Below are 25325 nucleotides of genomic sequence, written 5' to 3'. Positions count from 1 at the left end.
TCGGCCGCCGTGGGGTGGCACGGGCAGGACCTCTCAACTTTAGTAAAAGTCGTACACGGGAGGCATGGAATATGAATAAATTGTTCACCTCTGCGGGATCTCGGAAGGAGACACGTGCGCGATAGGCGATTGGGTGTCATCACGGCGGGTGTCGTGTTCGCGGCGATCTCGCTCGGCGGCTGCGGAGGTTCCTCGGACGACGCGCAAGGCGAGCACGGCGGGCACGGCGGGCACTCGCCCAGCCCGGAGGCGGCCACCCAGTCGGCACCCGTGGTCCAGGGCGGAGCGCCGGGTGAGGCCGCGGCGACGATCTCGCCTTCGGCCGCTGCCACGGACCCGTGGACCCAGACCGATGCCGACTTCGTGACGATGATGATCCCGCACCACGCCCAGGCGCTGGAGATGACCCGGCTGGCGCGCGAGCGTGGCGTGCACCCCGAGGTCGTGTCCTTGGCCAAGCGCATCGAGTCGGCCCAGGGCCCCGAGATCGTGGCGATGAGCGGATGGCTCAACACCCGCGGGCTACGGGTGCCGCGCGCCTCTGACCCGGCGCACACCATGGCCGGGATGCTCACCCCGGCTCAGATGAGCGAGCTCGGCGAGGCCCGTGGCGAGGAGTTCGACCGGCTCTTCCTGACCGGGATGATCCAGCACCACCAGGGCGCCCTGGCCATGGCCGAGCCGATGGCCTCCAAGGGCAGCGATGCGCTGGCCATCGAGATGGCGATGGACGTCGAGGCCACACAGTCGGTCGAGATCGACATCATGGAGAAGCTGCTCGCGGAGTTGTGAGAACCGGTACGTTTCGGCGGGTGCCCCTCGCCCCCGCCCGTCGTCGACGCGTGCTGATCGGCTCCGCCGTCGTCGTCTGCCTCGCCCTGATCACGACCGCGCTGGTCTACACCGGCGTCGTGATGCCCACCCGAATGTTCGCGGCCAAGTACGACGTACGCGGCATCGACGTCTCCCACCACAACGGCACCGTCGACTGGCCGCGGGTCGCCGAGCAGGACATCGACTTCGCCTGGATCAAGGCGACCGAGGGCTCCTCGCACGTCGACTCACGCTTCGCCGCCAACTGGGCCGAGTCGCAGCGGGCCGGGATCGCGACGGGTGCCTACCACTTCATGAGCTTCGAGAGCCCCGGCGCCGACCAAGCGCACAACATGATCGCCACGGTGCCGCGCGTGACCGGCACGCTCGCCCCGGTCGTCGACCTGGAGCCGTACGGCTCCTTCAAGGGGGACCTGCCGCCCGCCACCGAGGTCCGCGCGATCCTCGACCCGCTGCTGTCCACGCTCGAGGAGCACTACGGCATCGCGCCGGTCATCTACACCACCCCGTCGGCCTACCGCGCCTATCTGGTCGACCTCTACCCCGACAACCCCATCTGGTTCCGCTCCGTCGCCTGGCCGCCCCGAGTCCCCGACGGACGCGACTGGACCGTCTGGCAGTACTCCAACCGCGACCGGCTCGACGGCGTGGGCAGCGAGGACGAGGCGTACGTCGATATGAACGTGCTCTCCGACGACGTGGACCTCGCCGAGCTCACCCTTCGCTGAAATGGCCGAATCGGCGCATCCCGCCCCTTTCGCTCGCTTCGCTTTCGCGAAGCACGGGGCAAGATGCGCCGACTCGGCTATTCGTCAGTGGCCGTGACCGTGGCCGTGACCGCCCGCGGGCGCCTCGTCCTCTTCCGGCTTGTCGACGACCAGGGTCTCGGTCGTGAGCAGCATGCCCGCGATCGAGGTGGCGTTGATCAGCGCGGAGCGGGTGACCTTGACCGGGTCGATGACGCCCTGGGCGACCAGGTCGCCGTACTCACCCGTGGCGGCGTTGAAGCCCTGGCCGACGCCGAGCTCGCGGACCTTGGTGGTGATGACGTAGCCGTTGTCGCCACCGTTCTCGGCGATCCAGCGCAGCGGCTCGTCGGCGGCCTTGCGGACGACGCGTACGCCGACCGCCTCGTCGCCCTCGAGGCCGAGGTCCTTCTCCAGAACGGAGACGGCGTGGATCAGCGCGGAGCCACCGCCGGCGACGATGCCCTCTTCGATCGCGGCGCGGGTCGCGGAGACAGCGTCCTCGATGCGGTGCTTCTTCTCCTTGAGCTCCACCTCGGTGTGAGCACCGACCTTGATCACGCAGACGCCACCGGCGAGCTTGGCGAGGCGCTCCTGGAGCTTCTCGCGGTCCCAGTCGGAGTCGGTCCGCTCGATCTCGGACTTGATCTCGTTGACGCGACCCTCGACCGCGGCAGCGTCGCCGCCGCCTTCGACGATCGTGGTGTTGTCCTTCGTGACCGTGATCCGGCGAGCGGTGCCGAGCACCTCGAGGCCGACCTGGTCGAGCTTGAGGCCGACCTCCTCGGCAACGACCTGCGCGCCGGTGAGGATCGCGATGTCCTGCAGCATGGCCTTGCGGCGGTCACCGAACGCGGGCGCCTTGACGGCGGTCGCGTTGAAGGTGCCCTTGATCTTGTTCACGACCAGGGTCGAGAGGGCTTCGCCCTCGACGTCCTCGGCGATGATGAACAGCGGCTTGCCGGCGGCGATGACCTTCTCCAGCAGCGGCAGGAGCTCCTGGATGGAGCTGATCTTGCCCTGGACGAGCAGGATCAGCGGCTCGTCGATGACGGCCTCCATCCGCTCCTGGTCGGTCACGAAGTACTGAGAGATGTAGCCCTTGTCGAACTGCATACCCTCGGTGAACTCGAGCTCGGTGCCGGTGGTGTTGGACTCCTCGACGGTGATGACACCGTCCTTGCCCACCTTGGCGAAGGCCTCGGCGAGGATCTCGCCGATCTTCGCGTCGCGGGAGGAGATGGTGGCGACCGAGGCCATGTCGGACTCGTCGACAACCTCACGGGCGGCGGCACGCAGGGCGTCGCCGACGGCGGCCGCGGCGGCGTCCATACCGCGCTTGAGGCTCATCGGGTTCGCGCCGGCGGCAACCGCGCGCAGACCCTCGTGGACCATCGCCTGGGCGAGGACGGTCGCGGTGGTCGTACCGTCACCAGCGATGTCGTTGGTCTTGGTCGCAACCTCCTTGGTGAGCTGAGCACCAAGGTTCTCGAACGGGTCGTCCAGCTCGATCTCACGAGCGACGGTGACACCGTCGTTGGTGATGGTCGGAGCGCCCCACTTCTTGTCGAGGACGACGTAGCGGCCCTTGGGGCCCAGCGTCACCTTGACGGCGTTGGCGAGGGCGTCGACGCCACGCTCGAGGGCGCGGCGGGCGTTCTCGTCGAACTCCAGGATCTTCGGCATTTCACATACTCCCTTGTACGCACGGACGCGGCCGGGCCGGCTGGCCCGGCCGCGTCAGATGTGCGAGACGGATGATCGTCAGGCGATGACCGCGAGGATGTCGCGGGCGGAAAGGATGAGGTACTCCTCGCCGGCGTACTTCACCTCGGTGCCGCCGTACTTGCTGTAGATGACCTTGTCGCCGACGGCGACGTCGAGCGGGACGCGGTTGCCCTTGTCGTCGATGCGACCCGGGCCGAGCGCCAGGACCTCGCCCTCCTGGGGCTTCTCCTTGGCGGTGTCCGGGATGACCAGACCGGAGGCGGTGGTCTGCTCGGCCTCGACGGCCTTGACGACGATCCGGTCCTCAAGAGGCTTGATGTTGACCGACACTGTGTCGACCTCCCCATTTCTTTTCTACGGAGTCAGACTTCGGTGGGTGTTGCTACGTCTGTGCTTGCGATCTGCCACGTACGCCGTCGCGGGGGTCGCACCCGGCTCGCAAGCGCTGGCACACTCAGGGGGAGAGTGCCAGTGCAGACGTTAGCACTCGCCCGCAATGAGTGCCAGCAAGGCCGGTCTATCGCTGCCCCGGGATCCTCACCAGCAGCGCGATCGCTCCCGCGATGAGACCGACGACGATGATCCCGCCGACCACCAGGAACGACCAGCGATCCTCGCTGTCGTCCTTTTCCTCGAAAGTGGTGATCTGGAGCTCCTCCCCGTCGCTCAGCTGGGACGGCAACAGCGTCGTCTCCCCCGGGGCGGCCGACTTCTCGGCAGGGGCCGAGCGGCTCGGTTCCGGCTCCGACTCCTCCGATTTCGGCGTACGTTCCGCCTTCGCCTCTTCCTTCTCCGTCGCCGTCTCCTCGGCCGCTTCGGGCACGCTCGCAACCGGGGCCTGCACGTACGTCACCGAGTAGCTCTCCAGCTGCTTGCCGGAGCTGTGCGCGACGACCGCGGTCCGCTGCGGCGCGGACAGAGTGTGCATCTCCGCGCCCGCGTTGCCGCGGCCCACCACGCAGAAGGAGGCGATCCGGTAGCCCTCGGGGGCAGTCGCGGTGGCCGAGGTGGCGCCCACCGACGAGTAGGTGCGGTCCCCGGAGGAGCACTGGCCCACCGGAGTCGCGGAGTCGGCCGAAGCCGGCGCGGCGAGCAGCAGTGACAGCAGGGTGATGACGGCCGCGGCCGCCGAGAAGGTCAGAGAGGTCATGCGGGGGGATCTACGCACCCGGCGGATCCTAGATCACAAACACCCAGTGGGGTAATGGAGTTTGCCCGGACCGGAAACCGGCCTGAGAGGATCGGTCGCATGGACCTCGACGCCTTCTCCTGGTTGCTGACCGATGACGGGCAGCGGCTGCTGGCGCGGGCCACCGAGATGTCGCTCTCGGCGGAATCAGACGGCAAGGACTCGGACCTGGCGGTGCAGACCGCCCTGCGCAAGGACGAGGCGGCCGAGCGCGTGGCCGCGGCGATGACCCAGGTCGACCTGCGCCGGAAGGCGGCCGCCAAGTTCGGCGACCTGGCGCCGAGGATGTACTTCACCCCCGACGGACTCGAGCAGGCCACCCGCCTCGCCGTCGCCCACCACCGAGCGGCGCGGCTACGTGCCTTCGACGCGGCGAGCGTCATCGACCTGGGCTGCGGGATCGGCGGTGACCTGATCGCCTCCTCACGCGCCGGGCTCACCGCCGCCGGGGTCGACAACGACCCGGAGCGGGTCGCCGTCGCCCAGGCGAACCTCGACGCCCTCGGGCTGCCAGGGGCCGTCACCGTTGCCGACGCGACAGGCGTCGACCATTCCCCCTTCGACGTCGCGTACGCCGATCCGGCACGTCGCGGCGCCAAGGGCCGGGTCTTCTCCGCGGAGGGGTGGACGCCGCCGTGGTCGTGGGTCGAGACCCTCTTCGCGCGCGATGCGTGCGTGAAGGTCGCACCCGGGATCCCGCACGACCTCGTACCCGACAAGGTCGAGGCCGAATGGGTCAGCGACCGCGGCGAGGTCAAGGAGGCCGCGCTGTGGTCGGGCTCGCTGGCCAGCACGCACCGGCGGGCCACCGTGATCGGCGAGCGCGGCCTGGCGACGCTCACCTCCGAGGACGACCCTGGCGCCGAGGTCGGCCCGGTCGCGGACTTCCTCTATGAGCCCGATGGGGCCGTGATCCGTGCCGGGCTGGTCACCGCGGTCGCCGCCGGGGTGCAGGGTCATCTGGTCGACGAGCACATCGCGTACGTCGCCTCCTCCGCCTCCTTCGAGACACCGTTCGCCCGTGGGTATCAGTTGCTCGAGGAGCTCCCCTACCGGGAGAAGCAGCTCAAGGCGGCGTTGCGCGAGCGCGGGATCGGGAAGCTGACGATCAAGAAGCGCGGCGTACAGGTCGTCCCCGAGCAGCTCCGCAAGCGACTCGCGCTGTCCGGCTCCGAGGAGGCCACGATCGTGCTCACCCGGGTTGCCGGCGAGGGGACGTGTCTGTTGGTGCGGCCCTTCTGAGGATCAGACCGAGCTTCAGACCAGAACGGTCGTGATCGGCTGGGAGGAGTCCGCCGGGAGGTCCAGTGCCGAAGGCGTACGTCCCCTGGCCACCATCTCCGCCCCCAGAGCCGCCACCATCGCGCCGTTGTCCGTGCACAGTCCCGGGCGCGGGACCCGGACGCGGATGCCGAGCTTAGTGGCGCGCTCCTCGGCGAGCACCCGGAGCCGGCTGTTGGCCGCGACCCCGCCGCCGATAATGATGTCCTCGATGCCTTCTGAGGACGCCGCGTCGAGGGCCTTTCGCACCAGGATGTCGACCACGGCCTCCTGGAAGCTGGCGGCCACATCGGCAACCGGGACGGGTTCGCCACTGCGCTCCTTGGCCTCGATCCAGCGGGCGACCGCGGTCTTGAGGCCGGAGAAGGAGAAGTCGAACCGGTGTCGCTCCAGATCGCGGCGGCTGCTGAGCCCGCGGGGGAAGTCGATCGCGATCGAGCTCCCCGACGTGGCGGTCCTGTCGATCACCGGACCGCCCGGGAAGCCGAGGCCGAGCAGGCGCGCGACCTTGTCGAAGGCCTCGCCCGCGGCGTCGTCGATGGTCGCGCCCATCGGGTCAACGCCCTCGGTGATGTCGGTGACCTTGAGCAGGCTGGAGTGACCGCCGGAGACGAGCATGGCGACGCAGGGCTCGGGGAGCGGCCCGTGTTGCAGCTGGTCGACCGCGACGTGGGAGGCCAGGTGATTGACCCCGTAGATCGGCTTGTCCAGCCCGAGGGCGAGCGCCTTGGCCGCTGCTACCCCGACCAGCAGGGCACCCGCGAGGCCCGGTCCCGAAGTGACGGCGATCGCGTCGACGTCGTGGAGCTTGATGCCCGACTCCTCGCAGGCACGCTCGATCGTCGGCACCATCGCCTCCAGGTGCGCCCGGCTGGCGACCTCAGGCACGACCCCACCGAACCGGGAATGCTCCTCGACGCTGCTCGCCACCGCATCTGCCAGGAGCGTGTGCCCGCGCACCACCCCGATCCCCGTCTCATCGCAGGACGTCTCGATGCCAAGGACCAAGGGCTCATCAACGAGGGCACCAGCAGTCATGAGCTCATTCTGCCTCCCCGCCGATCCGGGACTCGGTAGCAGCCTGGATTCCGGGCTGCTTGCCGCGCATGGCGTGGGCACGAACCACCGCTGGGCCAACCCTGCCTTTTGGGCGAACGAATTTTCGTTCGCCCGCGAACACCGTGTCCTGGACCACGTCGAGAGGGCACGTTGGCAGGCGAACGAATTTTCGTTCGCCTGGGTCCAAGCCTCCGATGCCGAGACATCAACGCCAGGCGATCGCCCTGGACGAACGAATTTTCGTTCGCCGCTCGCAAGGCCATGCCCGACCGATGCTCCCTCTCGAAGTGTTGGTCAGGCTGCCTGGCCGCTGCCCTGATCGTCGCGCAGCGCTGAGTAGGCGGCGGCCCAGAGTTGCTGCGCAATGCCAGACTCGATCGGATCTGCGGAGCAGAGGCTGTCCCACAGCCCACGAAGCAAGATCACCAGTCCTTCCGAATCGAAGTCGGTGAGATCGCGGCCGATCGAGGAATGGAGCCAGAACCTCACGTCGTGCCACAGGTCTCGGACGGCCTCGCCGACATCGTCGTTCGACCGAGCGAGCTCCTCGATCCCCAACCAGGCCCGGAGAAAGAACAGCTCGTCCTCGGTCGCGGGCAGGTAGCCGGTCCATCCTTGTCCATTCACCCGCTGAGCGACCTGCTCCCAAAAGATGCCGGCGAATCCAGCCGCTGCGTGGGGCACCATGTTCTGCTGCCCAGCGAACCACTGGTGCAGCGTCGACACCCCCATGTTCGCCTCCTCGGCGACCACCTTGAGGGTCGGGGCACGCAAGCCATCGCGACCGATCGTCCTGGCCAGAGCGACGCCGGCAGTCTTGGATTCGAATCTGTTGCGGTTGAAGCCCATGGCGCTCATCGCACCACAGACCACCGACACTTCAGCCGGAAGTCGCGGTCGGCCCGGCGAGCTCCATAGCCAGAACGATCCCCGTCGCCCCATCGCGGTAGTAGCGCTCGCGGCGGTCGATCTCAACGAACCCGGCTTGGCGGTAGAACTCGATGGCCCCGACGTTGCCCTCGCGCACCTCGAGGAGAAGTCGCTCGGCTCCCTCGCTCCGAGCGAGGTCGATCGACGCGGCGAGGAGCGACCCGCCGATCCCGCGGCGGCGCTGCTCCTCGGCAGTCGCGATCCGCTGGAGCTCGGCGATCTCGTAGACGACGCTCACCAGCGCATGGCCGACGATCGTTCCCGCATCATCGACGGCGACGAGGATCCGGACGGTCGGCATCTTCCCGTCGATCGCCACCTGCAGGTACTCGGGCGTCCACGCATCGTCGGGGAACGCCTCGAGCTCGAGGGTGGCGATCGCGTCGACGTCGTCCGGGCCGGCCGGGCGTACGTTCACTGGGAGACCTTCTTCTGGACGTTCTGCTGAACCTTTTTCTGGGCAGCCTGCTCCACCGCATCGGGCCGGCGCAGGTAGAGCGGCTCGGGATCCATCAGCTCGACCTGCTCGTCGGCAACCGCCCGCGCCAGCCAGCCGGCGGACGGCCGCACCGGGCCGAGCGGTGTCGGGAACGCGTCGGGATAGAGCAACGCTCCCTCCCCGACGACCGGCATCGAGGTGGCGACCTCGGCAGGGCGGGCGACGACGGGGCCTTCGAGGCGTACGCCCTCGGGGTCGTAGGAGGCCAGGTAGACCTCCTTGCGCCGCGCATCCGTCGCCACGAAGAACCCGCCCCCGATGTCCTTGGTGGTCGAGCTTGTCGAGACCACGGCCTCAACCGCCAGCACGTCCAGCGTGCAGGCCGCATAGACCGGGATCTCCAGCGCGAAGCCGAGCGTCCGGGCGGTGACCAACCCGACCCGGAGGCCGGTGAACGGCCCGGGGCCGGCGCCTACGGCGATGGCGGTCAGATCCTGGCGTACGATCCCGGCCTCCGCGAGGACGTCAGAGATCAGCGGCGCGAGCTGCTCACCATGCTTCATGGTGCGGTCGGAGACGACCTCGGCGACGACGTCGTCGCCATCGTGGAGCGCCACAGTCACCTGGGGCGTGGCGGTGTCAAAGGCGAGAAGCACAACTCACACCCTAGAGCGCGCTGAGGTCCACGCCGCGCCAGCGGGCCCCGACCGGGACGATCTCCACGCGCCGAGGATCCGCGCCGTCGGGCGCCTCGACCAGATCCAGCGGAGCCTCGTCGGCCTCGGCGCGTACGATCCGGATCTCCAACCGTGACTCGGAGAGACCCTCGGCCAGGCCCTCGCCCCACTCCACGACGGTCACCGCGTCGTCGAGATCGGTGTCCAGGTCGAGGTCGTCGAGCTCCTCGATCCCGCCGAGCCGATAGGCGTCGACGTGGACGAGCTCCGGGCCGCTGACTGTCGAGGGATGCACCCGGGCGATCACGAAGGTCGGCGAGGTGATCTCGCCGCGTACCCCGAGGCCCGCCCCGAGGCCCTTGGTGAAGGTGGTCTTGCCGGCGCCGAGACCGCCGGAGAGGACGAGTACGTCACCGGCGGCGACCAAGCCGGCCACCCGTCGGCCGAGCTCGGACATGGCGTCGGCGTCGAGCGCCTCGACCACATGCTCGTTCAGCGGACGATGGAGCCGCACCGCGGGCGACTCCCGGGAGATCTCCCGAAATCCTTGCCGCTCCCAGAACCGCAACGTCTCCGGGAGCTCCTCGCGAGCGATCACCGCGAGATCGCCGAAACCCTCCGCGCGCGCGACCCCGGCGGCGTACGTCACCATCTTGTGCGCCACCCCATGACCCTGCTGATCAGGCAGAACAGCGAAACGACGTAGCCACAGGGTCGAGTCCGCGGGATCCATCAGGACGGTCCCGACACCGACCCCGTCCAACCGCGCCACCACTCCGCCGAAGCCGCCGAGGCGCTCCTTCATCGACCCCTCGGTCTCGCCGAGCGCATCCGCGGGCGGATCCAGCGGCGGGCGGGCGGAGAAGGCGGCCCGGACGATACCGAGCACCTCGGTCGCGGCCTCCGGCCCGACCCGCTCGAAGACGAGCGTCATGCCGAAGCCGCATCCCGGGTGGCCGAGGCGAGCAGCTGGTCGAGCTCGGCGTTGACCTGACCGTGCCGCTCGAGGATGACCATGTGTCCGGCCTTCTCGCACTCGACCAGCCGGGAGCCCGGGATGTAGGAGTGCAGCTTGCGGCTGTGGCCGATCGAGGTGAGCCGGTCGTCGGTGCCACAGATGATCGTGGTCGGCACCCGTCCGAGCATGGTGATCGACGCGAACTTGTCCAGGCTCCGGAAGCTCGGGAAGAACTCCGCGACCACCTCGAACGGCGTCTGCGAGAGCAGTCCGTCGACGAAGTCGACGTACGCCTCCGGCACCTCGTCCCCGAAGGCGAAAACGTCGGTGAAGACGGTGGCCACCGAGGACCCCATGGCGCGGAACCGGTCGACGATCCCATGCCCCCTGGCCAGCGTCCGCATGGTGCTGTTGGCGATCCCGCCGGACAGCTTGGCCGGAAGCACCGGGATCAACAGCCGGCTCGGGTCGAGACCACCGGCCGTCGTCGAGATCAGTGCAGCGCCGATGATGCGGCCACCCTCGTTGTAGGGCGCGAACAGCTCGGGGTGGTCCTCGGCGAGCGCGGCGATCGTCATCCCGCCCATCGAGTGTCCGACCAGGATCACCGGACCCTCCGGCACGACCGCGTCCAGCACCCGGAGCAGGTCGTCGCCGAGCTGGTCGATGGTGGCGTTGCCGAGCGAGGAGCGGCCGCTGCGGCCATGGCTGCGCTGGTCGTAGAAGACCGACCGCACCAGGCCCCGGTAGGCGGCGCGCTGGAAGTGCCAGCAGTCGAGGTTGAGGCAGTAGCCGTGCACGAAGACGAGCGTCACCCCGCTCGCCCCGCCGGGGTGCGAGTGGGCCGGGTCGACCTCATCGACCTCGACATGAAGAGGTACGCCGTCGGAGGTCACCACGGTGACCGGGCAGGACCGCAGCGTACCGAGCGGGGTCCGGTCCTCGGGGCGCTCCTCTATCGCGCGGCGGCGCTTCCTGACCACCACCGCGCCGCGAGCCGCGGCAGCGACCGCCGCCGCTCCCAGGGTCCCTGCCGCGATCTGGCCGATCCGTGCTGCGATGCTGCTCATGTGTCGTCTCCCTGCTCGGTGTCGACGTCTGTGTCAACATAACGGCGCTTCATCCGTCCTCCGATTCTGGTGACGATCTCGTAGGCGATGGTCTCGCTCGCCTCGGCCCAGTCCTGGGCGGTCGGCTCGCCATCGGCGCCGGTGCCCCACAGGAGCACCTCGGCACCGCGTTCGACCGAGGCGTCCCCGAGATCGACGACGATCTGGTCCATGCAGATGGTGCCGCGCACGGGGTATCGGGCTCCGTCGACCCACACCTCGGCGCGATTCCCGGCACTACGCTGGATCCCCTCGGCGTAGCCGACCGGGATCAGCCCCATCGTCGTCGGCTCCTCGGCCACCCAGGTGTGGTTGTACGAGACGCCCGCACCGGCCTCGATCGGCTTCACCAGCGCCAGCTCGGCCCGCACGGTCATCGCGGGGACGAGTCCGAGCTCGGCCCACGGCGACCCGTCGACGCCGGGCGCCGGGTCGATACCGTACGTCGCGATCCCGACCCGCACCAGGTCGAGCCGTGCGCTGGGGCGCAGCAGCGCTCCGGCGGAGTTGGCGAGATGACGCACCTCGGGCCGGAGCCCGGCGTCCTCGGCGACAGCGAGCGCCTCGCCGAAGACCTTCTCCTGGAGAGCGCTGGCCGGGTCAGCGGTGTTCTCGCTGGCGCTGAAGTGCGACCAGATCCCGGTGACCCGGATCGCTCCCTCGGCCTCCAGGATGCGGGCCAGCGCGACCAGGTTCGACCAGTCCGCGAAGGCCGCGCCGCCCCGGGAGAGTCCGGTGTCGACCTTGAGCTGCACCCGCGGCGTACGGCCCAGGGCATCGCCCGCGGCGGCGAACTTCTCCAGGTCGGACACGGTGTAGGCGGTGATGTCGATGTCCGCGGCCACGAGCTCCTCGACGGGCTCGCTCGGCATGATCAGCCAGGCCAGCAGCCGGCCCTCGTCGCCGGCCGCGCGCAGCGCGAGCGCCTCGTCGACCGACGCCACGCCGAGCCAGTCCGCGCCGCCCTCGCGGGCGGCCCGTCCGGCCTCGACCAGGCCGTGCCCGTAGCCGTCGGCCTTGACCACCGTCATGATCGGCGTACGCAGGTGCTCCCGCAGCCGCGAGACGTTGTGCCGGATCGCGGCGAGGTCGATGACTATCTCGGCTCGCCGAAGCGGAGCCCGAGGCGCTGGGCTCGGTGACATGGTGTCAAGGATAGTTCGTGCTAACTACAGACAGCAGGAAGGGACCGGATAACGGCGGGAATCGCCGCGGCGACCCCGCTCGCGGTGACCGGCCCGCCATCGCTGGCGAGAGTGGCGGCCGCGCCGTGCAACCAGGCGCCGGCCGAGGCGGCGTCGATGGGAGCGAGCCCGGCGGCGAGGAGCGAGCCGATCAGCCCACCCAGCACATCCCCCGAGCCGGCGGTGGCCAGCCAGGAGGTGCCGGTCGTGTTGACCCGTACCGGCGTGTCGGGGTCGGGCGAGGCGATCGTGGTACGCCGCCCCTTGAGCAGCACCACCGCGTCGAACCGCTGGGCCGCGAGCCGTGCGTAGTGCAGCGGACGTGCCTCGACGTCGCCGCGATCCTCCCGGATCAGCGTCGCGAGCTCGCCCGCGTGCGGCGTCAGGATCGCGGGCACCCCGAGCGGCCCGTTCAGCGCGCGCAGGCTGTCGGCGTCAATGACCAGAGGTACGCCGCTCGCTCGGGCGAACGCGAGCGCGCTGTTGGCGCCGTCGGCGCTCCCGGAGCCGACCACCCACGCCTGTGTCTGGCCGTCGCCGACGACCTCCGGGTTGTGCCGCTTGACCCACTCCGAGGCGGTGCCGACGTAGCGGACCATCCCGGCCAGTCCGGTGTTCGCGCCGGCGACGGCCAGCAGCGCGGCACCGGGGTAGGTGGCGCTGCCGACCCGCAGGCCGACCACCCCGCGGCTGTATTTGTGCACGTCGGGCGCAGGTCGCGGCATCAGCGCGGCCACATCAGCGGCCTCGAGGCTCTCGATGACCGGGGCCGGGAGATCGAGGCCGATGTCGACCAGCTCCACCTTCCCGCAGGCCGAAGCGGCCGGATCGAGCAGATGACACGGCTTGTACGTCCCGAAGGTGACCGTCAGGTCGGCGGTCACATGAGCGCCATCGACCTCTCCGGTGTCGACGCAGACCCCGCTCGGCGTATCGACGGAGACGACCGGGATCCCGGCGAGCAGGGCCAGCGCCTCCTCGGCGTCCGGCCTCAGCCCGGGCTTTCCGCCGATCCCGACGATCCCGTCGACGACCACGTCGGCGGCGACATTCGCCGTCAGGCTGGTGGGGCACCCCGAGGACAAGATCCCTCCGGCCGCCCTCAGGGCCGCCAGCCCGCCAACATGCGCCCGATCCGACAGCAACCACGCCTCGACCCGCGCCCCTCGACGCGCGAGCATCGCCCCGGCGTACAACGCGTCTCCGCCGTTGTCCCCGCTGCCGACGAGCAGGACGACTCGTTTCCCGTAAGCCCCGCCGAGACCCCGCCCGCGAAGGTGACCGATGACCGCGTACGCCAGGCCCGCTGCCGCACGCTGCATCAGGGCCCCTTCCGGCAGGCTCGCCATCAGGGCCTTCTCTGCCGCTCTGACCTGCTCAACCGAGTGCGCACGCCGCATGGTCCAAGCCTACGCGCCAATGCGCTGGCTGGGTTGGGCCGAAGGGCTCGAACAAGCCCCGTCAGTCCTCCAGGACGACCATCGCCGAGGCGATGCCGGCGTCGTGGGAGAGCGAGAGGTGGACGGTGACGACGCCGAGCTTCGTGGCCTGCGCCAGCACCGTGCCGCGGAGCTCGAACCGCGGTTGCCCGGAGGACTCCGAGATCACCTCGGCGTCGTGCCACTCCATCCCCTGCGGCGCGCCGAGCGCCTTGGCGAGCGCCTCCTTGGCGGCGAACCGGGCAGCCAGTGAGGCCATCGGCTTCGTCGCCTCGTTGGGCGTGAAGAGGCGCTCCCGCAGCCGCGGCGTACGCTCCAGCGACTCCTCGAAGCGCTCCAGGTCGCAGACGTCGATGCCGACTCCGAGGACGGCCATCACTCGACCGTGACGGACTTGGCGAGGTTGCGCGGCTGGTCGACGTCGTAGCCGAGCTCGGTCGCGAGCTGGCAGGCGAAGAGCTGCATCGGCACGACCGCGACGAGCGGCTGCAGGAGCACCGGCACCTTGGGCAGCCGGATGATCGTGTCGGAGACCGAGTCGACCGAGTCGTCGCCCTCCTCGACCAAGGCGATGGTGCGGGCGCCGCGGGCGCGCACCTCCATGATCCCGGAGCGCATCTTGTCGTGCAGGAAGTCGCGGCCGCGCGGGGGCACGATGCACCAGATCGGCAGGCCCTCCTCGACCAGTGCGATCGGCCCGTGCTTGAGCTCGCCGGCGGCGAACCCCTCGGCGTGCAGGTAGGCGAGCTCCTTGAGCTTGAGCGCACCCTCGAGCGCGACCGGGTAGCCGGCGTGGCGGCCCAGGAACAGGAAGGCGCGGCGGTCGGCGTACTCGCGGGCCAGGTCGTAGACCTGCGGCGCCGTCTCCAGCACCTTCTCGACCGCCGCGGGCATCGCCTCGAGCTGGGTCATCACGCCGTCGATCTCGTCGCCGTACATGGTGCCCTTGACCTGGGCCAGGTAGAGCGCGAGCAGGTAGCAGGCGACCAGCTGGGTGAGGTACCCCTTGGTCGAGGCGACCCCGATCTCCGGGCCGGCGTGGGTGTAGATGACCGCGTCGGACTCGCGCGGGATCGTGGAGCCGTTGGTGTTGCAGATCGCCAGCACCTTCGAGCGCTGCGAGCGCGCGTGCCGGATCGCCTGCAGCGTGTCGGCGGTCTCGCCGGACTGCGAGATCGCCACCACGAGGGTGGAGTTGTCGAGGATCGGGTCGCGGTAGCGGAACTCGGAGGCCAGCTCCACCTCGACCGAGATCCGGCACCAGTGCTCGATGGCGTACTTCGCCACCATGCCCGCGTAGAACGACGTCCCCGCGGCGATGATGATGATCTTGGTGACCTCGCGCAGCTCGTCGTCGTCGAGCCGCATCTCGTCGAGGTGCAGAGACCCCGAAGGCGTACGCCGCCCCAGCAGCGAGTCGGCAACAGCACGAGGCTGCTCGAGGATCTCCTTGCGCATGAACCAGTCGTGGCCGTCCTTCTCGGCGGCGGCGAGGTCCCAGTCGACGTGGAAGCGGCGGCCCTCGGCGGGGGTGCCGTCGAAGTTGGTGACGGTCGCGCCGTCGCGGGTGATGGTGACGACCTGGTCCTGGTCGAGCTCCATCGCCTCGCGGGTGTGCTCGATGAAGGCGGCGACGTCGGAGCCGAGGAACGACTCCCCCTCGCCGAGACCGACCACGAGCGGGCTGTTGCGCCGGGCGGCGACGACCCGGGACGGGTCCTGGGCGTCGATCGCGACGAAGGTGAACGCGCCTTCGAGGATCGAGCAGACCTTCTGCATCGCGATGGTCAGGTCGGCCCCGCCGACGACCTCGCGCTCGAGCAGGTGGGCGGCCACCTCGGTGTCGGTCTGCGAGGTGAACTCGTGTCCGTCGGTCTCCAGCGAGGCCCGCAGCTCGGCGAAGTTCTCGATGATGCCGTTGTGCACGACCGCGACGCGGCCGGTGCGGCCGACATGCGGGTGGGCGTTGCCGTCGGTCGGGCCGCCGTGGGTCGCCCAGCGGGTGTGGCCGATCCCGGTCGTCGACGCCGGCAGCGGCGTGTCCGCGATCGCCTTCTCCAGGTTGGCGAGCTTGCCGGCCCGTTTGTCCACCGCCAGCCCATCGGCAGTGATCAACGCGATCCCCGCCGAGTCATAGCCGCGGTACTCCAACCGCCGCAAGCCATCGATCACGACGTCCTGCGCCGACCGGTCTCCGACGTACCCAACGATGCCGCACATGGCCGATGATCCTACGGCTCTCGTGGACCCCAGCAGGAAGCGGCGGCGCATGTGCGTAACAATCGTTGCCATGTCACACCCCGGGCCACACGGCGATGACCGCGGCTCCTCGCCCTACGTCGAGCTCGACCGTAGCGCGTGGGCCGAGCTCGCGACCGAGACCGAGAGTCCGCTGACCGAGGCAGAGATCGAGTCGCTGCGGGGCCTGGGCGACCAGATCGACCTCAAGGAGGTCGAGGAGGTCTACCTGCCGCTGAGCCGGCTGCTGAGCCTCTACGTGAGCGCCTCGGACAAGCTCCACGACCAGCAGGAGCTGTTCCTGGGCAAGACGATGCCGGAACGTACGCCGTTCGTCATCGGGGTCGCCGGATCCGTCGCCGTCGGCAAGTCGACCACGGCTCGTGTGCTCCAGCAGATGCTCGCCCACTGGCCCGAGCACCCCAACGTCGCCCTGGTCACCACCGACGGGTTCCTCTACCCCAACGCCGAGCTCGAGCGTCGCGGTCTGATGGAGCGCAAGGGCTTCCCGGAGTCGTACGACCGCAAGGCCCTGCTCCGCTTCCTCGTCGACCTCAAGTCGGGTGAGGACGAGGTGCGCGCGCCGATCTACTCACACCTGACCTACGACGTCACCGACCAGACCGTGCTGGTCAAGAAGCCCGACATCGTCATCCTCGAGGGCCTCAACGTCCTGCAGCCCTCGCGGGTCCGCGCCGACGGCACCATCTCCCTCGCCCTCTCGGACTTCTTCGACTTCTCCGTCTTCGTCGACGCCGACTCGCGCGACATCAAGCAGTGGTACGTCGAGCGGTTCCTGCGGCTGCGCGAGACCGCCTTCCGCGACCCCTCGTCCTACTTCACGAAATATGCGGCCCTGAGCCACGACGAGGCCATCACCCGCGCCACCGAGATCTGGAACGAGATCAACGGCCCCAACCTCCGCGAGAACGTCCTCCCCACCCGCTCCCGCGCCACCCTCGTCCTCCGCAAGGACCGCGACCACTCCGTCCGCTATGTACGTCTGCGGAAGATCTAGGGTCGGGGTTGTTGGGATACCCGGTTAACCGGGTATCCCTGCACTTAATGGGTGTTGCATTGCCAGAGAAGTGCAGGAATACCCTGTTAACCGGGTATTCCTGTGGCCAGTGTGACGAATGATCAGAGAGCGAGCCGCACGCGCACGACGTCGGCGAGCCGCTCGGCGCAGGCCTCGGCCTCGTGGTGGGTGGGGGCCTCGACCATGACGCGTACGAGGTTCTCGGTGCCCGACGGGCGCAGCAGGATCCGCCCAGAGCCGCCGAGGGCCTTCTCCTCGGTGGCGACGGCCTCGAGGAGGCCGTCGTCGGTCTTGCAGCGGGCCTTGTCGACGCCCTTGACGTTGAGCAGGACCTGCGGGAGGCGGGTGACCACGGAGGCGAGGTCGGCGAGAGTACGCCCGGTGAGAGACATCCGCTGCAGGACGTGGAGCGCGGTGAGGATGCCGTCACCGGTGGTGGCGTGCTCGCTCATGATGATGTGGCCGGACTGCTCGCCGCCGATGGCGTAACCGCCCCGGCGCATCTCCTCGAGCACGTAGCGGTCGCCCACGGCGGTCTGCTTCACGTGGACGCCCGCGGCGTCCATCGCCTTCACGAAACCGAGGTTGCTCATCACGGTGACGACCACGGTGTCGTCCGGAAGACGACCGGCGTCGTGGAGCCCGAGGGCGAGGATCGCGATGAGCTGGTCGCCGTCGACGAGGTTGCCCTCACCGTCGACGGCCAGACAGCGGTCCGCGTCGCCGTCCCAGGCGAACCCGACGTCGGCGCCATGCTCGACGACCGCCTTCTGGAGCATCTCGGGGTGGGTCGAGCCGACACCGTCGTTGATCGAGAGGCCGTCGTTGACGTCGTTGATCGCGATCACCTTCGCGCCGGCCTGGTCCAGGGCCAGCGGGCCTGCGGCAGCGGCCGCGCCGTTGGCGCAGTCGACGACGACGGTCAGCCCGTCGAGGCGCCGCTCCAGCGTGGAGATCAGATGGGCTGCGTACGTCTCCACGGGGTTCTCGTGGGAGGAGATCCGCCCCACCGACGCGCCGGTCGGGCGGTCCCAGGGCTCGTCGAGGTGGGCCTCGATCCGGTCCTCGAGCACGTCGTCGAGCTTGTGCCCGCCGCGCTGGAGGAACTTGATGCCGTTGTCGGGCATCGGGTTGTGCGAGGCCGAGATGACCACGCCGAGGTCGGCCTGGAGGGCCGCAGTCAGGTAGGCGACGCCGGGCGTCGGCAGCACGCCGACGTCGATCACGTCGCAGCCGGCCGAGGCCAGGCCGCCGGCCACCGTCGCCTGCAGGAACTGCCCGGAGACGCGCGAGTCGTTGCCGACCACCGCCAGCGGCTTGCGTCCGCTGCCGGAGTCACGCAGCTCCTCGGTCAGGACCAGTGCCGCCGAGGTCGCCAGGTTCTGGGCGAGCGAGGCGGTGAGGATCTCGCCGTTCGCGAGACCACGAACTCCGTCAGTGCCGAAAAGGCGTGCCACGTCCGTGTGACCTTCTTTCGTACGTCGGCCCCCGCCCGAAAAATGAGTCGGGGTGCCTCGGCGAGCCGAGGCACCCCAACAATGCTAGGCGATCGCCTGGGCGATCAGCGCTTGCTGAACTGCGAGGCCTTGCGGGCCTTCTTGAGACCGGCCTTCTTCCGCTCCACGACGCGGGCGTCGCGGGTCAGCAGACCGGCCTTCTTCAGGGTCGGGCGGTTGGCCTCTTCGTCAACGATGTTGAGCGAGCGGGCCACGCCGAGACGCAGCGCGCCGGCCTGGCCGGCGATGCCGCCGCCGTCGATGCGGGCGATCACGTCGAAGCGGCCCTCGAGCTGCAGCGCGGCGAACGGCTCGTTCGCGATCTGCTGGTGCAGCTTGTTCGGGAAGTAGTCCTCGATGGTGCGACCGTTGATGGTCCACTCGCCGGTGCCCGGGACGATCCGGACGCGGGCGACGGACTCCTTGCGGCGACCGGTGGCGGCGGCCGGGGCGATGGTCGCCGGACGCTCGGGGGTGTCGGCGGACGGGGAGCTCTCGGAGGTGTACGCGAGGCCCTGCTCGTCGGTCTCGAAGGTCTCCTCGACCTCTACGGTGTTCTCAGTCATGTCCTGGTCCTGGCTCACTGGGCGATCTGCTTGATCTCGAACGGAACGGCCTGCTGCGCGGCGTGCGGGTGCGTCGGACCGGAGTAGACCTTGAGCTTCTTGAGCATCTGGCGGCCGAGCTTGTTCTTCGGCAGCATGCCCCACACAGCGGTCTCGATCGCCTTGCGAGCGTCCTTCTCGAGGATCTCGCCGATCGGGGTCGCGGTCAGACCACCCGGGTAGCCGGAGTGGCGGTAAGCCAGCTTGGTCTTGGCCTTGTTGCCGGAGAGGGAGACCTTCTCGGCGTTGATGATGATGACGAAGTCGCCGGTGTCCGCGTTGGGCGCGAAGATCGCCTTGTGCTTGCCGCGGAGGAGCTCAGCGGCCTGGACAGCGAGGCGGCCGAGACGGACGTCGGCCGCGTCGATCACGAGCCAGGCGCGCTCGATGTCGCCCGGCTTGGGAGCGTAAGTACGCACGTGTGCCTTCTTAGTTCGTTGGACCCGGCGCACGGATGCGCACCGGGATGGTGCTGCGTGGCTTCTGACGAACACGGCCCGGCTTGCCCTGTCCTCTGGTGTGTTCCCAGTGGCAGTCATCCGGATCTGCGTCCCTGACCGTGCGAAATGATCAGGACGCGGCAGGAGTCACGACCTCACAAGGTTACGAGCCCCCGCACGGCAGAGACAAATCAAGACGTACGCCGCCGGGACCGTGCCCGGCGGCGTACGTCTTCTTCTGCTCGATGTCGACTAGTGGTCGACGCCGACCTCACCCTCGGGGGCGTACAGGTCGGTGGCCTCCTCCGGGTCCGCGTGCTTCTCGGGGCCGGGCGGGGTGGACTGCTTCTTCTCGACGACCGGCTGCTTCGGCTCGTCCTCGCCGGTGAGGGCGAGGGCGCCGCCGAACGCGCCGCCGGCCACCAGCACCGCCGCGGCGCCGGCCAGGATCAGCTTGCTCGACATGGTCACGCGAGCACGCGGTACTGGATGCCGACGGAGTACTTCCAGACGTCGTAGCGCGAGCTCGAGTTGAGCCCGGCGGTCCACCACACGGCGGGGCAGTACTGCGTCGAGAAACGGTTCTGGATCAGACTGTTGGGCGTGGAGACGGACGCCATCGTCTTCCACTTGATCGAGTTGCCGAACTGGTGACGCTGGCGCGACGTCCAGTCGGAGGGACGCAGGACGTGGGTGACCAGGTAGACGTCCTTCGTGTAGCCCTTCGGACGGCCGCCGTAGTGCTTGAGGGACAGGTTGCGGTAGTTGCCGTCGACCGACTTCGGCAGGCACTTGACGTTCTCGGTGTGGACGGTCGCCCGGGCGCTGGTGGCGGGGGCCTTGCAGCGTACGTTCGAGCGCAGGCCGCGCGAGCCGGTCCAGTCGCTGCGGGCGGGCGCCTTGAGGGTGGAGCAGGAGCCGACGTACTTGTAGTTCAGGGCGTCGCTGGCCGTGAGGGTCTTGCTGTAGGTCTTCCAGGTCAGCTTCTTGGCCGACGCGCCGACGGAGATCCGGGCGGCGTTGGCGTTGCCGGCCACGTCCTTGGCGTCGACGCGGATGTAGTAGATGCCGGAGACCCGGTTGCCGGCGTTGTTGTACCCGTTCCAGGTGTAGGTCTTGGCGCCCTGGAAGCTCGAGGAGGAGCCGAGCGTACGCACCAGCGTGCCGCCCTCGGTGACCACCTTCGCGGTGTAGCTGACGACCTCGTTGAAGGTCATCTTCACCGACATCGTGTCCCGGTAGCCGTCGGGGTAGGGGTAGAAGGTGGAGAGGCTGCGACTCAGGGTGATGCCCGGCTTGGTGACGTCGTTGGAGCCCAGGTCGGCCGAGTAGGACTCGGTCGCGCCGGTGTCACCCTCGATGTAACCCCAGAAGCGGTACGCCCCGATCGCGGCCGGCATCGTGGCCTGGATCGTCCCGACGCCGTCAGCGTCGAGGGTGATCGGCGTGGTCTGCGGACCGTCCTGCGTGGTGCCGTCCGAGGCGAGGATCCACCAGGTGGCGTTGATGGTGGTGCCGAGGACGGTCGGGTCCTCGACGTCGTACGTCACGGTGAACGTCGTGCCGGGAGCCGGCGTCGGGGTCGGGACGGTGATGACCAGGCCAGTGCGTACGGGCTCGGTCGGCTCCTCGACCAGGGTCTCCGCCTGGGTTTCGGGCTGCGCCTCGGTGTCAGGCTCGGGCTGGGTCTCGGCCGGCGGCCGCTCGTCCGTCTCGCCGGTCTCTACCGTCTCTTCGGCCCCGTCCGGGGTCGGCGCCGGCTCGACGGTGGCCGCCTCCGACGGGTCCGTCGTGGGCGACGGGGTCTCCGTCGCGAAGGCCGGCACTGCCGGCACGATCAGGGCGACGGCAGCAGCCGCCACCAGGGCGCGGATGCGCATCTGTGGTTCCTCCGAGTCTCTTGCCCGAGATGGTGTCTGGGTCGCTTCGCTGCCAGAGAACGCGAGGCGGGGCCGAGATGGCTGACGGAACCTATACCCCCGGGCGCAACGTCGGCATCCGTATTTTCAACCGTGTTCTCTGTCGCGTTGCCGACCGGACGACAACGATGAGACATCTGGCGTAGCCTGATCGTAGGATTGTCTGACAATCAGATGATCTTGGCTCAGATCACCGAGAACGCCCCACAGATGGAGGAGTGCGATGACCCTGCTCAACGAGGCTCAGGCCACCGCTGCGACCAGCTTGACCCCCGCCGCCTTCGCGGCCGCCGAGGCGCACTCCGCGCACAACTACCACCCCCTCGAGGTGGTGATCAGCCACGCCGAGGGCGCCTGGGTGACCGACGTCGACGGTCGCCGCTGCCTCGACATGCTGGCCGGCTACAGCGCGCTGAACTTCGGTCACGGTCACCCCGCGCTGCTGGCCGCGGCCCGTGAGCAGCTCGACAAGGTCACTCTCACCTCGCGTGCGTTCGTCCACGACCAGTTCGCCGAGTTCACCGCCCGCCTCGCCGCGATGTGCGGCAAGGACATGGTGCTGCCGATGAACACCGGCGCCGAGGCGGTCGAGACCGCGATCAAGGTCGCCCGCAAGTGGGGCTACGACGTCAAGGGCGTCCCCGCCGACCAGGCCGAGATCATCGTGATGGCCGGCAACTTCCACGGCCGCACCACCACGATCGTCGGCTTCTCCGACGACGCCGACGCGCGCGACGGCTTCGGCCCGTTCGCCCCCGGCTTCGTGATGGTCCCCTACGCCGACCTCGCCGCGATCGAGGCCGCCATCACCCCCAACACGGTGGCCGTGCTGGTCGAGCCGATCCAGGGCGAGTCCGGCGTCGTCATCCCCGCCGACGACTTCCTGATCGGGCTGCGCGAGGTCTGCACCCGCGAGAACGTGCTCTTCGCCGCCGATGAGATCCAGGCCGGCCTGGGCCGTACGGGCTACACCTTCGCCTGCGACCACGCCGGGGTAAAGCCGGACATGTACATCCTCGGCAAGGCGCTCGGCGGCGGCATCGTCCCGGTCTCGGCCGTCGTCGCCGACCGCGACGTGCTCGGCGTCATCGGTCCCGGCCAGCACGGCTCCACCTTCGGTGGCAACCCGCTCGCCTGCGCCGTCGGCACCGCCGTCATCGACCTGCTCGAGACCGGCGAGTTCCAGGCCCGCGCCGAGGCGCTCGGCCAGGTCCTGCGCGATCGTCTCCTGGCCATGGTCGGCAAGGGCATCGTCGGCTTCCGCTCCCGCGGCCTGTGGGCCGGCGTCGACATCGACCCGGCCGTCGGCACCGGCCGCGAGATCTGCGAGCGCCTCCTGGCCCGCGGCGTACTCGCCAAGGACACCCACGGCTCCACCATCCGCCTCGCGCCGCCCCTGGTGATCGCCGAGGAGGACCTCCACTGGGCCCTCGACCAGCTCGAGGCGGCAGTCTCGGCCTGACCCAAGCGAGCCTGCAGTTCTGGCAGGCCGAATCTGTAGTTGTGGGCGACGAAACTCTACTTTCGTCGCCCACAACTACCATCTCGGCCGTTTCGCCGTGCCGGGCTCAGTCGACCTCGGCGAGGTCGTCGATGAGCTCGTTCGCCGCAGCGACGGCCACGTTCTGCAGCCCGCGGATCAGCTCGGTGCAGGACGCCACATGCTGGTCCGGCGTCATCGTGACCCGGTCCAGGTTGCCGTTGGCCAGGACCTGGTTGACCGCCCGTTGCGCGGGGACCCCGATGGCCCCGTTGGTGGCAGTTTTCTTGGTGATCTCGTCGAGGGAGTCGCGCTGAGGTTCCGAGCTCGACGTGTAGAGCGCCGAGAGCGACAGTCGCCACTCAGCCTCGGCCCGAGCAAGCTCGGCGAACTCCTCCTTGCTGAGAGCATCCGCGCCCGCAGCGCCCGCACTCTGCATGGCCTCACGCTTGGCGAGTGCAGGCATCATGATGTTCCGCTGCGTACCGAGCGACCGGAAGACCGGGCCCAGGTGGCCGAGCGCCTCGATCTCGGCGTCGATCTCGGCGTCACCGACATACGGCACGAGCGTCGAGATCGCGAGGAGGTCGTTGGAGAGTGCCGACAAGGCCAGCGCCCCCTGCAGCCGAGTCTCCTCCGTACGCATCATGGATCGCGTCTCCGGTAAGGCGGCCAACGACTGCTGGATCTCGGAGACGAGGTCAGCGAGCTCCTGGTCCCCGCCGTCGATCTGCTCTGCCTTCGCGGTCCAGGTAACGACGGCCTCGTCGGTCTGCTCCTGGATCGGCTTCATCACCACGTCAGGGACGTCCGCGAGGGCAGCGTCGCGCTCGAAGATCAGGTTGACCGCAAGGCCGAACGTGCTGGGCAGCGCCTGCGCGACCGACTCGGCCCGGCGCACCGACGAGGAAGATGTGGAGGTGGGCGACACGGCCGGGTCGGTGGCCCGATCCGCAACGAGAGGCCGCAGCGCGACCCCGGCGATGGCGATGATCCCGGCCGCCATGATGGTCCCGGCGGCGGTGAGCAGTCGCGCCGAGCGCACGCGGCGGCGGCCGCGGCGTACGTCCTCGGAGGGGTCCGGGAGCGGGACCGGAACCGTGGCGCCGATGCGGTAGAGGCGCTCGCGCAGCAGGGTGTCGTCGTCGAAGGTGTTCATCGCCGGCCTCCTCGGGCAGCGTCGGGGGCAACGTCGGGGACAGCGAGGCCGGGACGGAGGGCGCGGCGCAGGCTGGCCAGGGCGGCCGAGGTCTGGCTCTTGACCGTCCCGGTGCTGATGCCGAGGTCGGCAGCGGTCTCCTCGACCGACAGACCCCAGTAGTGCCGGAGCACGACGACTCGGCGCTGACCTGCGGGAAGCGCACGCAGCGCGGTCCAGAGCTCGTCGAGGTCCTCGGTGTCCGGGCCGCTCGGCGCCGGCCGGTCGACGATCTCGCCGGCCCGCTCACGCCGCCACGGACGACGGCCCTCGTCCAGGTGGCTGTTGACCAGCACCCTGCGCACGTAGGCATCGACGCTGTCGGCCTTCCGCACCTTTCGCCATGCCGCGTACACCTTCGACAGCGTCAGCTGCACGATGTCCTCGGCGCGATGCTCGTCACCGCACAGCAGGTAAGCCGCGCGGTACAGGTGCGCGCGTCTGTCCCTGACGTAGGCGGTGAACTCCTCGTCCCTGCTCAACGTCTCTCCTCCTCCGATTCCAACCCCCGACGCCCTATTGACGTAACCGGTCGCCGATCGGTTGGGGGCGCCTCAGCCCTTCGGCTGCCACCTCTGATCGAGTACGAAGTCGACGGCGCGGTCCACCGGGATCGCGCCGTCGCCGTACACGCTGACGGTGTAGACGGGACCCTGGAAGACGACGAGGTTCACCGGGTCAGCTGGTTTGCCCATCCAGCGACGCTTCTTGCCGAGCCCGATGAAGACCTCGCTGCCATCGACGGTGCGGATGATGCAGCGCTTGTAGACCGCGCGATCGCACGCCTTGTCCATCTGGATCGGGTTGAGCGTCTCCTCCAGCCGCACGTCGACAGTTCCCGGCTCGCCACTGGAGTAGCCGTCCGCCATGTCCTTCTTGACGTCGGTGAGAACGACGTAGGCCTCGTGGTCGAAGCGCGTCGGCATGCCGTCGTACGACTTCGCCGGGGTTCCGGGCGGGACCAGCGCCTTCAGTGCGGCCTTGCCCAGCTCCTTGGCGTCGACCTCAGGCGGCAGATCCAGCTCCGGTACGACCAGCCGGGGGTCGGCTGCGGCCTCCATGACCTCCTTCGCCCCGAGGTCGACACCGGAGACGGGGATCGTCGAGTTGTTGCCGAACAGCGAGTCGAGCGTGATCGCGACGACCGTCCCGTCGGATCGCTCGACGGCATAGGTGCGTGCACCGTCGTGCGTCGCGATTCTCGCCACCTTCGCCCTCGGGTGGTCGACGTCCTCACAGGTCCAACCGGGGTCCTCGCACAGGAGGCCGGCTCCATCCCAACCTGGCCCGACGGCCAGCTGAACCATCCCGAGACCGTCCTCGCCTTCGACGGTCCA

26 protein-coding genes are annotated in these 25325 nt (G+C 69.2%); 5 read left to right on the top strand and 21 right to left on the bottom strand.

The window, feature by feature from the left end; genetic code table 11:
* Nucleotides 1-114: 114 nt before the first annotated feature.
* Together AB0F44_RS20170 and AB0F44_RS20165 are read left to right on the top strand one after the other, a co-directional pair.
* A complete protein-coding gene (locus AB0F44_RS20170; RefSeq protein ID WP_357358391.1) occupies nt 115-792 on the top strand; it encodes a DUF305 domain-containing protein in 678 nt (225 codons plus the stop codon).
* A 20-nt stretch (nt 793-812) separates the two neighbouring features.
* Nucleotides 813-1562 (top strand): GH25 family lysozyme, encoded by a 750-nt coding sequence (locus tag AB0F44_RS20165; RefSeq protein ID WP_357358389.1) that lies wholly within the window; start codon nt 813-815, stop codon nt 1560-1562.
* Between the two features lie 84 nt (nt 1563-1646).
* Here the strand turns inward: AB0F44_RS20165 and groL are convergent, their stop codons facing one another.
* The 3 genes from groL to AB0F44_RS20150 form a co-directional block, all read right to left on the bottom strand.
* The gene (gene groL / locus AB0F44_RS20160; RefSeq protein WP_357358387.1) at nt 1647-3266 is read right to left on the bottom strand and encodes a chaperonin GroEL; all 1620 of its coding nucleotides are present in this window, start codon (nt 3264-3266) and stop codon (nt 1647-1649) included.
* A gap of 78 nt (nt 3267-3344) precedes the next feature.
* On the bottom strand, nt 3345-3638 hold the full coding sequence (gene groES, locus AB0F44_RS20155) for a co-chaperone GroES (protein ID WP_008362423.1): 294 nt from the start codon (nt 3636-3638) through the stop codon (nt 3345-3347).
* A gap of 187 nt (nt 3639-3825) precedes the next feature.
* Nucleotides 3826-4458 carry a hypothetical protein gene (locus AB0F44_RS20150; RefSeq protein WP_357358385.1) on the bottom strand — a complete coding sequence of 211 codons (633 nt, stop codon included), beginning with the start codon at nt 4456-4458 and terminating at the stop codon, nt 3826-3828.
* Between the two features lie 99 nt (nt 4459-4557).
* On the opposite strand from AB0F44_RS20150, the gene AB0F44_RS20145 reads away from it, so the two are divergent.
* A complete protein-coding gene (locus AB0F44_RS20145) occupies nt 4558-5739 on the top strand; it encodes a class I SAM-dependent methyltransferase (protein WP_357358383.1) in 1182 nt (393 codons plus the stop codon).
* 15 nt (nt 5740-5754) lie between these two features.
* Here AB0F44_RS20145 and tsaD read toward each other — a convergent pair whose 3' ends face one another.
* From tsaD to glmS, 10 genes are all read right to left on the bottom strand, one after another.
* Entirely contained in the window at nt 5755-6816 is a 1062-nt protein-coding gene (tsaD, locus tag AB0F44_RS20140; protein ID WP_357358382.1) for a tRNA (adenosine(37)-N6)-threonylcarbamoyltransferase complex transferase subunit TsaD, read from the bottom strand.
* A 315-nt stretch (nt 6817-7131) separates the two neighbouring features.
* Nucleotides 7132-7695: a hypothetical protein gene (locus AB0F44_RS20135; RefSeq protein WP_357358380.1), complete on the bottom strand. Its 564-nt coding sequence runs from the start codon at nt 7693-7695 to the stop codon at nt 7132-7134.
* Nucleotides 7696-7717: 22 nt separating this feature from the next.
* The gene (gene rimI / locus AB0F44_RS20130; protein WP_357358378.1) at nt 7718-8185 is read right to left on the bottom strand and encodes a ribosomal protein S18-alanine N-acetyltransferase; all 468 of its coding nucleotides are present in this window, start codon (nt 8183-8185) and stop codon (nt 7718-7720) included.
* On the bottom strand, nt 8182-8862 hold the full coding sequence (gene tsaB / locus AB0F44_RS20125; protein ID WP_357358376.1) for a tRNA (adenosine(37)-N6)-threonylcarbamoyltransferase complex dimerization subunit type 1 TsaB: 681 nt from the start codon (nt 8860-8862) through the stop codon (nt 8182-8184). Before tsaB ends, rimI begins: the two co-directional genes overlap by 4 nt.
* Before the next feature lie 10 nt (nt 8863-8872).
* Nucleotides 8873-9817 carry a tRNA (adenosine(37)-N6)-threonylcarbamoyltransferase complex ATPase subunit type 1 TsaE gene (gene tsaE, locus AB0F44_RS20120; protein ID WP_357358374.1) on the bottom strand — a complete coding sequence of 315 codons (945 nt, stop codon included), beginning with the start codon at nt 9815-9817 and terminating at the stop codon, nt 8873-8875.
* Complete coding sequence (locus tag AB0F44_RS20115; protein ID WP_350666684.1) at nt 9814-10911, bottom strand: alpha/beta hydrolase; 1098 nt, start codon at nt 10909-10911, stop codon at nt 9814-9816. Before AB0F44_RS20115 ends, tsaE begins: the two co-directional genes overlap by 4 nt.
* Complete coding sequence (gene alr, locus AB0F44_RS20110) at nt 10908-12095, bottom strand: alanine racemase (protein ID WP_357358372.1); 1188 nt, start codon at nt 12093-12095, stop codon at nt 10908-10910. Before alr ends, AB0F44_RS20115 begins: the two co-directional genes overlap by 4 nt.
* A 20-nt stretch (nt 12096-12115) precedes the next feature.
* Complete coding sequence (locus AB0F44_RS20105) at nt 12116-13483, bottom strand: NAD(P)H-hydrate epimerase (RefSeq protein ID WP_357358370.1); 1368 nt, start codon at nt 13481-13483, stop codon at nt 12116-12118.
* Nucleotides 13484-13595: 112 nt separating this feature from the next.
* Complete coding sequence (locus tag AB0F44_RS20100) at nt 13596-13949, bottom strand: holo-ACP synthase (RefSeq protein WP_357358369.1); 354 nt, start codon at nt 13947-13949, stop codon at nt 13596-13598.
* Nucleotides 13949-15793: a glutamine--fructose-6-phosphate transaminase (isomerizing) gene (glmS, locus tag AB0F44_RS20095; RefSeq protein ID WP_357358367.1), complete on the bottom strand. Its 1845-nt coding sequence runs from the start codon at nt 15791-15793 to the stop codon at nt 13949-13951. The genes AB0F44_RS20100 and glmS overlap by 1 nt, the downstream gene beginning before the upstream one ends.
* Nucleotides 15794-15863: 70 nt before the next feature.
* On the opposite strand from glmS, the gene coaA reads away from it, so the two are divergent.
* A complete protein-coding gene (gene coaA, locus AB0F44_RS20090) occupies nt 15864-16829 on the top strand; it encodes a type I pantothenate kinase (RefSeq protein ID WP_355227017.1) in 966 nt (321 codons plus the stop codon).
* A gap of 122 nt (nt 16830-16951) precedes the next feature.
* Here the strand turns inward: coaA and glmM are convergent, their stop codons facing one another.
* The 5 genes from glmM to AB0F44_RS20065 form a co-directional block, all read right to left on the bottom strand.
* The gene (gene glmM / locus AB0F44_RS20085) at nt 16952-18307 is read right to left on the bottom strand and encodes a phosphoglucosamine mutase (RefSeq protein WP_357358365.1); all 1356 of its coding nucleotides are present in this window, start codon (nt 18305-18307) and stop codon (nt 16952-16954) included.
* Nucleotides 18308-18411: 104 nt separating this feature from the next.
* Nucleotides 18412-18912: a 30S ribosomal protein S9 gene (gene rpsI / locus AB0F44_RS20080; RefSeq protein ID WP_357358363.1), complete on the bottom strand. Its 501-nt coding sequence runs from the start codon at nt 18910-18912 to the stop codon at nt 18412-18414.
* 14 nt (nt 18913-18926) lie between these two features.
* A complete protein-coding gene (gene rplM, locus AB0F44_RS20075) occupies nt 18927-19370 on the bottom strand; it encodes a 50S ribosomal protein L13 (protein ID WP_350666670.1) in 444 nt (147 codons plus the stop codon).
* Between the two features lie 273 nt (nt 19371-19643).
* Nucleotides 19644-19862, bottom strand: a complete 219-nt coding sequence (locus tag AB0F44_RS20070; RefSeq protein ID WP_357358360.1) for a hypothetical protein — start codon at nt 19860-19862, stop codon at nt 19644-19646.
* Nucleotides 19859-21271, bottom strand: coding sequence for a FlgD immunoglobulin-like domain containing protein (locus AB0F44_RS20065; RefSeq protein WP_357358358.1), 1413 nt, complete (start codon nt 21269-21271; stop codon nt 19859-19861). Before AB0F44_RS20065 ends, AB0F44_RS20070 begins: the two co-directional genes overlap by 4 nt.
* Nucleotides 21272-21533: 262 nt before the next feature.
* Between AB0F44_RS20065 and rocD the strand changes: the two genes are divergently transcribed.
* A complete protein-coding gene (gene rocD / locus AB0F44_RS20060) occupies nt 21534-22772 on the top strand; it encodes an ornithine--oxo-acid transaminase (RefSeq protein WP_357358357.1) in 1239 nt (412 codons plus the stop codon).
* Nucleotides 22773-22878: 106 nt separating this feature from the next.
* On the opposite strand, the gene AB0F44_RS20055 is transcribed toward rocD, so the two are convergent.
* The 3 genes from AB0F44_RS20055 to AB0F44_RS20045 form a co-directional block, all read right to left on the bottom strand.
* A complete protein-coding gene (locus tag AB0F44_RS20055) occupies nt 22879-23949 on the bottom strand; it encodes a nitrate- and nitrite sensing domain-containing protein (RefSeq protein ID WP_357358355.1) in 1071 nt (356 codons plus the stop codon).
* Complete coding sequence (locus tag AB0F44_RS20050; protein ID WP_355019886.1) at nt 23946-24470, bottom strand: SigE family RNA polymerase sigma factor; 525 nt, start codon at nt 24468-24470, stop codon at nt 23946-23948. The genes AB0F44_RS20055 and AB0F44_RS20050 overlap by 4 nt, the downstream gene beginning before the upstream one ends.
* A 72-nt stretch (nt 24471-24542) precedes the next feature.
* Nucleotides 24543-25325, bottom strand: a 783-nt coding sequence (locus AB0F44_RS20045; RefSeq protein WP_357358353.1) for a hypothetical protein, incomplete at its 5' end; no start/stop codon positions are given.

Source organism: Nocardioides sp. NPDC023903 (assembly GCF_040639295.1).
Classification (GTDB): Bacteria; Actinomycetota; Actinomycetes; order Propionibacteriales; family Nocardioidaceae; genus Nocardioides.
The sequence above is the reverse complement of the archived record's forward strand: the minus strand, read 5'-3'. Positions and strand labels throughout refer to the sequence as shown.